Source organism: Priestia sp. FSL P4-0332, assembly GCF_038005845.1.
Lineage (GTDB): Bacteria > Bacillota > Bacilli > Bacillales > Bacillaceae_H > Priestia.
Genome location: NZ_JBBOUA010000001.1, coordinates 4,857,289 through 4,870,035, shown reverse-complemented (window position 1 = coordinate 4,870,035; position 12,747 = coordinate 4,857,289). Strand labels below are relative to the sequence as shown.

Annotated in this window: 11 protein-coding genes; 6 read left to right on the top strand and 5 right to left on the bottom strand. The window is 37.8% G+C overall.

Annotated elements, in window-relative coordinates:
* Positions 1-2 precede the first annotated feature (2 nt).
* The gene (locus MKY06_RS25590) at positions 3-440 is read right to left on the bottom strand and encodes a MarR family winged helix-turn-helix transcriptional regulator (RefSeq protein ID WP_013085370.1); all 438 of its coding nucleotides are present in this window, start codon (positions 438-440) and stop codon (positions 3-5) included.
* 406 nt (positions 441-846) lie between these two features.
* Positions 847-1,473, bottom strand: a complete 627-nt coding sequence (locus tag MKY06_RS25585; protein WP_029319284.1) for an undecaprenyl-diphosphatase — start codon at positions 1,471-1,473, stop codon at positions 847-849.
* A 162-nt stretch (positions 1,474-1,635) separates the two neighbouring features.
* Between MKY06_RS25585 and MKY06_RS25580 the strand changes: the two genes are divergently transcribed.
* The 4 genes from MKY06_RS25580 (at position 1,636) to MKY06_RS25565 (ending at position 5,749) form a co-directional block, all read left to right on the top strand.
* Positions 1,636-2,763: an MGDG synthase family glycosyltransferase gene (locus tag MKY06_RS25580; protein ID WP_013059677.1), complete on the top strand. Its 1,128-nt coding sequence runs from the start codon at positions 1,636-1,638 to the stop codon at positions 2,761-2,763.
* Positions 2,764-2,921: 158 nt separating this feature from the next.
* Positions 2,922-3,647, top strand: a complete 726-nt coding sequence (locus MKY06_RS25575; RefSeq protein ID WP_013059676.1) for a response regulator transcription factor — start codon at positions 2,922-2,924, stop codon at positions 3,645-3,647.
* Positions 3,625-4,980: a sensor histidine kinase gene (locus MKY06_RS25570; RefSeq protein WP_098287162.1), complete on the top strand. Its 1,356-nt coding sequence runs from the start codon at positions 3,625-3,627 to the stop codon at positions 4,978-4,980. The genes MKY06_RS25575 and MKY06_RS25570 overlap by 23 nt, the downstream gene beginning before the upstream one ends.
* A 142-nt stretch (positions 4,981-5,122) precedes the next feature.
* Entirely contained in the window at positions 5,123-5,749 is a 627-nt protein-coding gene (locus MKY06_RS25565) for an FMN-dependent NADH-azoreductase (protein WP_013059674.1), read from the top strand.
* 191 nt (positions 5,750-5,940) lie between these two features.
* On the opposite strand, the gene MKY06_RS25560 is transcribed toward MKY06_RS25565, so the two are convergent.
* Together MKY06_RS25560 and MKY06_RS25555 are read right to left on the bottom strand one after the other, a co-directional pair.
* On the bottom strand, positions 5,941-7,143 hold the full coding sequence (locus tag MKY06_RS25560) for an MFS transporter (RefSeq protein ID WP_064472187.1): 1,203 nt from the start codon (positions 7,141-7,143) through the stop codon (positions 5,941-5,943).
* Between the two features lie 129 nt (positions 7,144-7,272).
* A complete protein-coding gene (locus MKY06_RS25555; protein WP_098277587.1) occupies positions 7,273-7,695 on the bottom strand; it encodes an SDR family oxidoreductase in 423 nt (140 codons plus the stop codon).
* 170 nt (positions 7,696-7,865) lie between these two features.
* On the opposite strand from MKY06_RS25555, the gene MKY06_RS25550 reads away from it, so the two are divergent.
* Positions 7,866-8,450: a DUF502 domain-containing protein gene (locus MKY06_RS25550; RefSeq protein ID WP_075421564.1), complete on the top strand. Its 585-nt coding sequence runs from the start codon at positions 7,866-7,868 to the stop codon at positions 8,448-8,450.
* A 24-nt stretch (positions 8,451-8,474) separates the two neighbouring features.
* On the opposite strand, the gene MKY06_RS25545 is transcribed toward MKY06_RS25550, so the two are convergent.
* Entirely contained in the window at positions 8,475-9,347 is an 873-nt protein-coding gene (locus tag MKY06_RS25545; protein ID WP_029319268.1) for a TetR/AcrR family transcriptional regulator, read from the bottom strand.
* Between the two features lie 269 nt (positions 9,348-9,616).
* On the opposite strand from MKY06_RS25545, the gene MKY06_RS25540 reads away from it, so the two are divergent.
* Positions 9,617-12,727, top strand: coding sequence for an efflux RND transporter permease subunit (locus MKY06_RS25540; RefSeq protein ID WP_098277586.1), 3,111 nt, complete (start codon positions 9,617-9,619; stop codon positions 12,725-12,727).
* The last annotated feature ends 20 nt before the right edge of the window (positions 12,728-12,747 follow it).

Sequence of the window (12,747 nt, the reverse complement as noted above, 5' to 3'; positions counted from 1 at the left end):
TGTTATGACCGTTCAATGGCCGAAATGTTTACTTTTAAACGCTCGAGCATTTTGGAAAGCAGCAGCTGTTCTTCTTCGCTGAAATCTTTAAATGCTTCATCAATAAAGCGAGCTTTTTCGTTTCGAAATGCACCGATTTTTTCATGTCCGCTTTTCGTAAGCTTTACAAATGTTACGCGGTTGTCATCAGGGTTTTTACGGCGTGATACAACATCTCTTTCTTCGAGCTGCTTTAAATGCCTTGTAATTGCAGCATTGTCAATGTTTACTTGCTGTTGAAGCGCCTTTTGACTCATTTCACCTGTTTCATAAAGCTGATGTAAAATATCAAGACGTGATTGGCTAACACCGGTACAATGCTCAAACTTTTGATTAATTTGTTTATTAACTTCTTGCAGAGCATACAGAACATTTGCTTTTTCAGAACATGAATGTGACAAGAAAGTCGCTCCCTTTTTCTATGATATTTATAGATGGATTAATATTTGATACATCAATGTTTGATACATCAACTAATATAAAATAAATAAAAGTGAAAGTCAAGAAAGTGAACGTTGGTTTTTAAAAATAATAAAAAAAGAGGCTAAGACGTAACGAAATGAATCCCATCCAAAGGCGAATAATCTGGATATATAATCTGGACTGCTTGCTCGACCGCAGTTGATTTCCGTGCAAGGCTTCGCTTTCCGCGGGCGTCCCGTGAGCCTTGCCCTCCAATTAACTGCTGGAAGGAACGAAACAGATAAAATCTACGTTCACCATAACAAAAAAAACGAACCACTAATCAAACTGTTTGATTAGTGGTTCGTTTTTCACTTCAGCTAAACTATTTTTGTCTCAGCCTCTTTAAGCTGAATGATTTTTTTTGCTAATTTGTTCATGCGTATAGGGAGATAGAAACGGAATACGCTTGATAATCAAATCGTGAATCCAGAATAATCGCTGAATAAGAGGAGCTGTTTTAGCTGAAACGTATATAATAAAGCATCCGATAGCTCCCGCAATCACCATGCCTCCAAGTACATCTGCTGGATAGTGAACGCCTACGTAAATACGTGAAAGGCCCGAAATGACAGCCCATATAAAAATGATGCTTCTCCATTTGTTTTTTCGTAACCACATGATCCAAGCAGCAGAAAAGACTAAAATCGAATGATCACTCACAAAAGATGAATTAGCCGGGTGCGGAATCAGCTTATGAACGTGATGAGTCACAAACGGACGCGGGTGGTAATACACCAGGTGAATGACTTCATTGATACATAGAGAAAGTACAATTGTAAACAACATGTATAAAGCCGTATAACGGTGATAAATTGTTCTTTCTGTTTTTCCGCTAAACCAAAGCAAAAGCAAACAAGCCATTATAAAATAAGGAACGCTATTCGTGATGATAATCATTACAGAATCCATTGCGCTGGATTTACCAGCAAACGAGTTAATCCATTGAAATACTTCGTAATTAAGGTTCATTTGTTTTCTCCTTATGCAGTACTTTTCACTCTTAGTTTAGATTGACACTCTAAAAAAACAATGAATTTCACATTAAAAATCAATTAAAATCCAAAATTTAAGGGCATTTAATGATATAAAAAGGAGAGGAAGAAACTGCTTTTAGAATAGGAGATGAAACAGTTGAAAAAGGTTTTATTTTTACCTCTTCTAAAAATGCCTTCTGGCCATCATCAAGTGGCAGAGGCGTTAATGGATATATTGGAAAGAAGAACAACAAATATTTGTTATAAAAAAATAGATTTATTAAGCTATACAAACGAACTATTAGAAAAAGTGGTCACAGGCACATATTTGAAATGGATTCGTTATGCTCCAGAAACGTACAATATGGCATACAAACATCTCTTTTATGAACCGCCTGTTCATTCATTCAAATGGTATCATCACGTATTCGCAAAAAAAATGGAGCACTTAGTTAAAGAAGAAAATCCGGATTTAATTATATGCACACATGGGTTTCCTTCTTATTTGCTCAGTCAATTAAAAGCAAAAGGCAAGTGCGATGTACCTATTATAAATGTCTACACGGATTTCTTTATTAATAATTTATGGGGAAAAGAAGAGATTGATTTTCACTTTCTCCCTAGTGAAGAAGTAAAAAAAGGACTTCGTGCTCAAAGTGAAATTCCACTTCAAAATATGATGGTCACAGGAATACCGGTACATGAAGAAATAACAAAAACAAGAACATTTAAGCATCCTGGTAACCGAAATATTTTAATTGCTGGAGGCAGCAGCGGCTTAGGCAATATTATGGATTTCTACAATGATTTAAAAGATGCGCGCCATTTTCATTACTTTGTCTTATGCGGCAAAAATCAAAAGTTATATGAAGAAATCAAGGGATGGGAATTACAGCACGTTACACCAATTCCGTACATTTCATCACGCACAGAAATGAATGAACTGTATGAACGAGTGGATGCTATTGTAACAAAGCCAGGTGGTATAACGGTCAGTGAAGCTCTTCGCAAGAATTTACCGATTTTTGTTCATTCTGCTTTACCAGGTCAAGAAGAAGTGAATTTACGCTATTTAACAGAACGAAACTTAGTTCAAGAACTAAAGGCGGATCAATCGTTAGAAAGTCAGCTGCAGGCAGTGCTGCAGGATGCTGATAAAATGAGCACATTATATAACGCGATTGCTGCTTACCATAAAGAAATCGAAGCACAAACGCCTGAAGAACTTTTAGCAGTAGTCAATTGGATTTTAGGTGAAAAGCAAACGATTGGTCTTCATGCGTAAAACATTCATGTTTACAAACAATAAGGATAAGCTAAAAGACAAGTATGTTGAAAAAGTAGGGTTTAGATAAAAAAACAAACATCTTTTGAAAAAGGTGTTGTTTTTTTATCTAAAGAAGCTATTCTTTCACTTAAGACATGTGGTGAGAGGTGTATAACATGAAAGAGAAAATTTTAATTGTGGAAGATGAAGCGCAAATTGCGAAAGTGTTAAAGATTGAATTGGAATTTGAAGATTATGAAGTAGATGTTGAGTACGACGGGAAAGCGGGGTTAGAGACGGCAACATCGGCTCAATATGACCTCATTTTGCTAGACGTGATGCTTCCAAGTCTGAGCGGTATTGAGGTGTTAAGAAGACTTCGGAAAGCGGAAGTATTTACGCCAGTTATTTTATTAACTGCCAGAAATACGACGCTGGATAAGGTAATGGGCTTAGACCAAGGAGCTAATGATTATGTTACAAAACCGTTTGAAATTGAAGAACTGTTAGCACGGGTTCGCTCTTGTATTCGCTATCGTTCGCTCGTAGAAGCATCAGGAACGAAAGAAGCTGAAGCGGAGCTCTTAACGATCAGTGATTTGACCATTAATCTTGAAACAAGGGAAGTCCTAAGAAACAATGAATCCATTACGTTGACACCGAAAGAGTATGATTTAGTCGTGTATTTGCTTACGAACAAAAATAAAATTGTCACGAGAGAAGGAATTCTCACAAACGTTTGGGGCTATGAATATGAAGGAGAAACAAACGTAATTGATGTGTATATTCGCCACTTAAGAAAAAAAGTAGATGAAGGTTTTTCTACTTCTCTCATTCATACGGTGCGGGGCGTAGGATATATGATGAAAGAGGAGAAACATGAAGATCACGACGAAGATTAATTTGCTGACAACAGCATGGCTAGTGGTTATTTTATTAATCATGAACATCGTTGTTTTTTTCTCCTTTACTAAATCTACGGTGAATATGGAACAGGACATTTTATTCGAAAAAGCACGCGAGATTATTCAAAAAGGTCAACAAAATCATTCCGTGGAGCTCTCGCCAGAGTTACTAAAATTTTATTTGACCAACCATTCATTTATCCGAACAGTCTCAGAAAATTCTACGGTCATTAACCAAGTATCAAATGATCCTCATCTGGTGAAAATTAAGCCCGAATTTTCAAAGAAAAAAAAGGTGAAGCTTCGCAAAATCAGAGAAAAGCAAGTATTGGTTATTCGCATGCCTGTCAAAGTCAATAATCAAGTCGTTGAAACGCTGGAAATTGGTGAGCTCCTGACTGGTTTTGAAACCCGTAAAGATATTTTGCTATCAATTTTGATTTTTTGTTCGCTTGTGTCCATTTTACTGTCTCTTTTAGGAGGAAGATGGTTATCACGCGTCATTATGCATCCTATTAAAAATATGGTCACAACGATGAAAGAGATTGAAGAGAGCGGTGTTCCTAAAAAAGTCCTAATTCAAACGGAAACGAGAGATGAACTGCAGGGTATGACCGTTACCTTTAATCATATGATTGACCGCTTGCGAGAAAATATTGAAAAGCAAAACCAGTTTGTTTCCGATGCTTCTCATGAATTAAAAACCCCTCTAACCGTTATTCGCAGTTATTCTAATTTATTAAGAAGAAGAGGGATTAAAAATGAAGAAATTACGCTGGATGCGATCGACACCATCTATGCGGAAGCAACCAAAATGCAAAAAATGATTGAAACGCTGCTTGATCTGGCAAGTGTGGAAAAAGAACAAACGCTTGATATGAAGCAAACAGATCTTGTTCTTATTTTTGAACAAATCGTTAAGCAGCTGCAGCAGGTATACAAAAGAGAATTAGTTCTTCATTATGATCAAACGCCCATTATGATTGAAGTGGATGAACTGAAAATGAAGCAAGTGTTGATTATTTTGCTTGATAATGCAATTAAATACAGTACGGATAAAATTGAAGTGACCGTTGAAAAAGAGCAGGAAGATGTCATTATCAAAGTAAAAGACTATGGAATTGGCATTCCAAAAGAAGATCTTGCACATATTTTTGAACGCTTCTATCGAGTTGATAAAGCTAGAAGCAGAGCTACGGGAGGAACGGGGCTTGGACTATCGATTGCACAAACTATTGTCCGTCAGCACAAGGGCGAGATTTTTATTAAAAGTGAAGAAGAACAAGGCACGGAAGTTGTTATTCATCTTCCCATTTCATCTACAAACTGAGAAAGCCGCCGTTAGGCGGCTTTTGTGTGATTATATGATTTTTCTCCGACTAAAGTATGAAGGTATTTCATTACAAAGTCGTTCGAAATGCAAGAAAAAAGCGAATAAGATAAGAGTATCAACAATCAGTGGAGGTTTTAGTATGAGTTATACTCTTTTTATAAAAGCAAATGACAGATCGACAAGTGAAGCCGTAAGCGTGAAACTATATGATGCGTTTTTAGAAAGCTACAAACAATCGCATCCAGGTGAAGAAATAATAGAATTGAATCTGTTCAAAGAAGAACTTCCTTATTTAGATGCAGACATGATAAACGGTCAGTTTAAATTAGCAAGAGGATTAGAAGTGACAGCAGCGGAAAATAAAGCAGCAGAAATTGCGAATCATTACTTAGAACAATTTGTGAAAGCTGATAAAATTGTCATTGCTTTTCCGCTTTGGAATTTTACTGTGCCGGCCGTTCTTCATACGTACTTTGATTATTTAAATCAAGCAGGCAAAACGTTTAAGTATACGCCAGAAGGTCCTGTGGGATTACTAGGCGATAAAAAGGTGATGTTATTAAATGCACGAGGTGGAGTATATTCAGAAGGTCCGTCAGCCGCTGTCGAAATGGCTGTTAAATATGTCAGCAGCATACTTCAATTCTTTGGCATCACAAAGGTGAACTCTGTTATTATTGAAGGGCATAATCAATTTCCAGATCGTGCTCAACAAATTATTAAAAGCGGCCTAGAACAAGCAGTACAAGCAGCCAAAACATTTTAAATAACAGTAGTAAAAGCCAGGCTTACAAAGTCTGGCTTCTTTATATTTCTATTGTATACCTTTAAAAATATAACCGGTAAAACGAGATTAGAAATAGCTGCTCATTATGATATCAAAGTGGAGGTAAATAAAGAAGGTTTAGTAGGAAATAAATAATAAGAAAAAAAAGACGCTCTAAAAGAGCGTCTTTTTTATGCGAGCTGCTTTTGTTTAGTTTCTTTTCCTAGAAAAACAACCGAAATGACACCAATCAAAATAGCTGCACAAAAGATTGAGAACGTAACGGTTAAAGACGTACCTTGCGTTGACATATATCCAACTAACAGCGGCCCTAAAATTCCTCCAATTCGTCCAAAAGAAGCGGCCATTCCAGCTCCTGTGCCTCGGATAGATGTCGGATATTGCTCAGGTGTATACGCGTATAAAGCTCCCCAAGCGCCCAAATTGAAGAAAGACAGCAGCATACCTGCTGTTAGCAGCAGCCAAAGTGACTCCGCATTTCCAAAGATATATGCGCTGGCAGCAGTACCTAACAAATAAGTAACCAATACGAATTTTCGGCCCATGCGTTCAATAAACCAAGCAGCCGTATAATAGCCAGGCAGTTGAGCTAATGTCATAATCAATACGTATTCAAAGCTTTTGATCAAGCTAAAACCTTTAATGACCATGACGCTAGGTAACCATAAAAACATGCCGTAATATGAAAATACAACGCAAAACCACAGAACCCACAGCATAATGGTAGATTGACGATAAGGCTTAGACCACACGCTTCTTACATTGTCCGCAATCGACGGTTTCTTTTCTTTTGTCGCTTCCACAAACTGAGGAGAATCGGGCAGTTTAATGCGCAAATAAATGGCATAAAACGCTGGAATAGCCGTTAGGATAAGCGCTAGCTGCCACCCGTAAGCTGGGATTACAAAGTAAGAAATAAGCGCTGCCAGTAGCCAGCCGAACGCCCAAAAACTTTCTAACAAGACGACCACTTTACCGCGTTTTTCCGGCGCCACGGTCTCAGAAACAAGTGTAGAAGCAACAGGCAGCTCTCCTCCTAAACCCATTCCAATTAAAAATCGAAATACTAAAAAAGCAGCAAGGGTAGTAGTAAGAGCCGAAAGGCCGCTTGCCACTGAAAAAAGAACAAGAGTTACAATAAAAACGGTTTTTCGCCCAATTCGATCAGCCAGCAATCCGAACACCAGAGCTCCAACCGCCATTCCGATCGAGTTAACGCTGCCTATCCAACTCATTTCAGTAGGGGAAAGTCCCCATTCAGCGTGAAGAGCTGCAATGATAAAAGACAAAATGCCAACATCCATTGCATCGAAGAGCCATCCGAGCCCCGCGATGCCAAGAAGCTGACGTTCTGATAATTGTTTTGTTTTCATGTCTTCCTCCTAGAAGCAAAGAATTTTGCTTTAAGTTTACACCTGTCTTGACATAATGTCACGTCTATTTTAAAGAAAAAATTCAAACGGAAAAGCTCTATACCTAATGGTATAGAGCTAATTTTATTCTTACATTTTATCGTACAGCATTTTTCCAGGCCATGTATACGCCATATGACCGCCGTCTACAGTAATGCAATCACCTGTTACATATGAGCTGTCATCAGATGCTAAAAATAATACAGCACCGGCTACTTCTTCCGGTTTGCCTAGACGGCCCATCGGATCGACCCATTCATAAGCTGTTCCAAATTTCTTTTCAATTTTCGCTGCGAACTCTTTTACTTTTTCTTCTTCAGTTACATCGATATAGTAGGCGTATGCTTCACCTTCAGCATCTTTAATTTCTTGTGCTACTTTTTTCACACCGTCTACATTAATATCGGCACAAATAACAGCCGCGCCTTCTTTCGCAAAGCGCTCAGCGGTTGCTTTTCCTATACCAGAGCTTGACCCTGTAATAACAGCAATTTTTGATTCTAGACGTCCCAATTGTATCCCTCCGAAAAAATAAATATATAAGTATGTATGTTCATGTACCCATCTATTATTTTGATAAAACGTTGCTAGTTTATACATATGTGAATAGAAATAAAGAGACGCAGCAAAACAAATCCAGTGTATAATGAACAGCAGTATGTCAGAAAAAATGAGGTGTTTGCATGAAAGCAATCATAAAAAGTTTTATTAACGGACTCTTAACGATTGTCCCTATTATCCTTGTTATTTATATTTTGGTAAGAGTGTTTAATTTTTTAGACAGCATTTTAGGAAACGTATTGAAGCCCTATATGAAGCAGGATTATATACCGGGGGTTGGGATCTTAGCGACTCTTGTCTTAATTACGTTCTTAGGATGGTTATCCACTCGTTTTTTTGCAGGGAAAATCATTAACTTAATTGACCGATTGTTAGAAAGAATACCGCTTGTTAAAACGCTATATACCGTCATTAAAGATACGTTTCAATCTTTTCTTGGAGAGAAAAAGTCCTTTTCAAAAGTAGTTTTAGTGACGATGCCCGGCACGTCAATGAAAGTCATAGGGTTTGTGACCTCTGAAGAAGTAGAAGAGGTGATTCACTCGTTAAAAGACCATTTCGCCGTCTATGTTCCACAAACTTTTCAAGTAGCTGGTTTTACTTTTTTGATTCCAAAAGAAGAAATTGAATGGTTAGATATTAAGCCGGAAGAAGCAATGAAGTTCGTGTTATCTGGGGGAGTATCTAGTTCAAAAGCAGAAAAATAACAGAAGGCTTGTTGAAGCCTTCTGTTATTTTTGTTGGAGTAAGGCTGTTAAAAGATTAAGCGGTTCTTCCAACGATTTAAGTTCCGTTAAATTTCCAACCATGCCTTTTACAATAGCAGCGGTAGGCTTATCTTTTTTTAGCTCCGTTTGTAAAATGTGAAAGCTGTCTGCGTACTCATCAGAAATATGATCGCTGGTGTCTAGCAGATGTTTAATTTCCTCAAGAGCTTGTTTTACCTGCTCATTTTTACTTAGAAAAGTCGTTCGTTCCTTTCCGTATATATCTTCACCAAAAGAAGCGGGAATAAGGGGACGAGGTTTTCTAGCTAATAAATCTTCTACTAACACATCAACTCGGTCCATTATGTACTGTGCTACTTCTTTAAAGGTAAGCTCGAATTGATTGAAGATAATAATTTCTAAAAAGGAATGATGAATACCTTCAATCATTTTCGTTAAATCCGAGATATAAGGAGTTACGTCTTCTCCATATACGCTAACGAGGCTTTTGCGATGAAAGTAAAACGTTTCTCGTTGCATTTTATGAACAAAGGTCTCCACTTCTTTGTTAAATGGAATAGATTTTTCACGAATTTGCATGATAATAAAATCTCTGTGCTCCGTAATAAATTCATAGAAATAGATGAGCTGATTCATATAGCGGCTGCGGGCATCGTTTACTTCCTCGTCGAGAGCATAAACAGAGCTAAAGAGCTTTTCATAGTAAAAGTTTAGAATTGATAATAGAAGTGCATCCTTAGATTTGAAGTGCAGGTAAAATGCACCTTTTGAAATGTTGCATTCATCTACAATTTCTTGCACAGAGGTAGCATTAAATCCTTTTTTTGCAAAAAGCTTAATCGAAGCTTCAATTATTCTCTTTTCTTTTTCTTTCATGTATTCTACCTCCTTTATTGAACAATTTAGCTATTCATTTCGTTAGATAATAGTATCATACACTAAAAAAGATAAAGGTATATATCAAAGTTAAAACCGGGAGTCAGTTCCTTTAAAAAACGATTTATCGTAAATATGTCTTTATTATGAACATGTTAGGAGAGAGCCTGCTTAGGGTTGACACTGACCGATTAGTCATTTATATTTTAAGTTGTTGTGACCGATCAGTCAATTTTATTAGTATACATATATTTGAAGGAGGATATGCATTGGGGAAGTTTATTAAATTTTCATTGAAAAATAAATTTGCAGTATGGCTGTTAACACTCTTTGTCATTATTGCAGGGCTGTATTCAGGGTTTAATATGAAACTAGAGACCATTCCTGATATTTCAACGCCTGTTGTAACAGTCACTGCAACTTATCCGGGAGCCACTCCGGAACAAGTGGCAGATAAGGTGAGTAAGCCGATTGAACAAAAGCTTCAGGGACTGAGCGGCGTTGAGACAGTTAGCTCATCTTCTTATGAAAATATGGCTACTATTCAAGTTGAATATAGCTTTAGTAAAGATATGGAGAAGGCAGAAGACGAAGTTAGACGAGCTCTTTCAAACGTAGATCTGCCAGGTGATGTAGAGGAACCAAATGTTTCAAGACAAAGCATTAGTGATTTTCCGATTATTTCATTAAGCGTTTCAGATGATAAAAAATCATTAGAAGAATTAACGAAGTATGTAAAAAATACCGTTGTTCCACAAGTTGAAAAAGTGCAAGGGATTTCTTCGGTCAGTGTGTCAGGAGAACAAGTTGAAGAAGCAGAACTTGTATTCAAACAAGACAAGCTCAAGCAGCTGGGACTCGATGAAGATATGGTGAAAAAGCTTATCCAAGCATCTGATGCAAAAGTGCCGGCTGGTACGTATACGATGGATGGATCTCAAAAATCTGTTGTGGTAGACGGAAAGATGACAACAGAAAAAGATTTGGAAAACTTAGAGATTCCAGCTGTTCCTAGTCAAGGAGCTGCTCAAGATCAGCAACAAGGAATGAGCCAGCAGCAGACACAAGGAGCCGTGCAGCAGGCGCCGTCCGCAGCTTCTATTCCAACTGTGAAATTAAAAGAAATTGCGGATATTAAAGTGACGGGGAAAGCAGAATCTATTTCTCGCACGAACGGAAAACCTTCAATTGCTGTACAAGTTGTCAAAGCGAAGGATGCGAACACAGTAAATGTTGTAAATGATATTAAAGAAAAAATGAATAGCCTAGAAAAGAAAAATAAAGACCTTCACGTTGACAATATTTTTGATCAAGGTAAACCGATTGAAGATTCTGTTCATACGATGCTAAATAAAGCTATTATCGGTGCGGTCTTTGCGGTTATTATTATTCTTTTATTTTTACGTGATATTCGTTCAACGATTATTGCCGTTATTTCGATTCCGCTTTCGTTATTAATCGCCATTTTAGCGCTCAAATCAATGGATATCTCTTTAAATATTATGACGCTTGGAGCGATGACTGTAGCCATCGGAAGGGTTGTAGATGATTCCATTGTCGTTATTGAAAATATTTACCGCCGCATGGCTTATCAGGAAGAAAAACTTAAAGGAAAAGATTTAATTGTCGCGGCGACGAAAGAGATGTTTGTTCCAATTTTCTCTTCTACAATCGTAACCGTGGCCGTATTCTTACCGTTAGGTCTAGTAGAAGGACCGGTAGGAGAGCTATTCTTACCGTTTGCGTTAACCGTTGTTTTTGCACTGTTAGCATCACTGCTAGTAGCGGTAACACTCGTGCCAATGCTTGCTCATTCGTTATTTAAAACAAATGTAAAAGTAAAAGAAGAAAAACCAAGCAAACTAGCGCACGGATATAAGCGAATTTTGAACTGGACGCTAAACCATAAGCTTATTTCCTTTGGGTTAGCCGTACTACTGTTAGTAGGAAGTTTATTCTTAGTTCCTTCTATTGGCGTGAGCTTCTTATCATCCGATCAAGAAAAAACGCTGACGCTTACGTATACACCGAAAGCCGGACAGTCTCAAAGCGACGTAGAAAAAGCAGCAAATCGCGCAGAAGCGTACTTGATGAAGCGAGATGGTGTCAAAACGGTTCAGTATTCGTTCGGTGAAGGTAACTCTTTTAATCCGGGAAGCAAAAATAACGTTTTAACATTTGTGCAATATGACGAGGATACACAAAACTTTGATAAAGAGCAGGATAAAGTATTAAAAGCTCTTAATAAACAAGCGAATCAAGGTGAATGGGGCTCAATGAATACGGCGTCTAGCGGCAGCAATAATTCATTAAACGTCCTTATTTACGGAGATAGCTTAGATGAAATCAAACCTTATGCTGATAAAGTTCAGCATGTTTTAGAAAAGCATAAAGAACTGAAAAATGTCGATTCTACGCTTTCAGATACGTTTGATGAATATACGCTAGTACCGAATCAAAAGAAAGCCGCTGAACTGGGCTTGTCTGCTAGTCAAATCGGCATGCAAATTTCGAACCTTGGACAGCGTGAAGTATTAACGACTATCCAAAAAGACGGAAACGAAATTAACGTATACCTTCCAAAAGAAAAAGAGGATTTCTCTACTTTTGCCGAACTTTCAAGCACAAAAGTGACCTCTCAAACTGGACAGGAAGTTACATTAAATGAAGTTGTCGATATTAAAAAGGGTAAAACATCGAATACGGTAACTCGCCGTGATAATAAAATTTATGCAGAGGTAAGTGCCGATATTAAGAGTGACGATGTAGGCGGCGTTTCTTCTAACGTCCAAAAAGAAGTGAAGAAAATTGATTTGCCAAGTGATATGGATATTAACTTTGGCGGAGCATCAGAGCAAATTAATGACTCATTTAGTCAATTAGGAATTGCTATGCTCGCAGCCATCGGTATCGTGTACTTCGTACTAGTACTGACATTTGGTGGAGGGCTAGCACCATTTGCTATCTTATTCTCACTTCCATTTACACTCATCGGTGCACTAGTGGCGCTTTTAATCTCTGGAGAAACGATCAGCATTTCTTCGATGATTGGAGCTCTTATGCTGATTGGAATTGTGGTAACAAATGCAATTGTGCTGATTGACCGCGTGATTCATAAAGAGCAAGAGGGTCTGTCGACGCGTGAAGCGTTACTAGAAGCTGGAATGACACGTCTTCGCCCGATCTTAATGACAGCTATTGCAACGATTGGTGCACTGCTTCCATTAGCTTTTGGATTTGAAGGTGGAGGCCTTATTTCAAAAGGGCTAGGGGTTACGGTAATCGGAGGACTAACAAGTTCTACGCTGCTTACGCTCATTATCGTTCCAATTGTCTATGAGTTTTTTATGAAGTTTAAGCGCAAAAAAGTAAAAAAATAGAAGCAAAACAAATTTCCGCT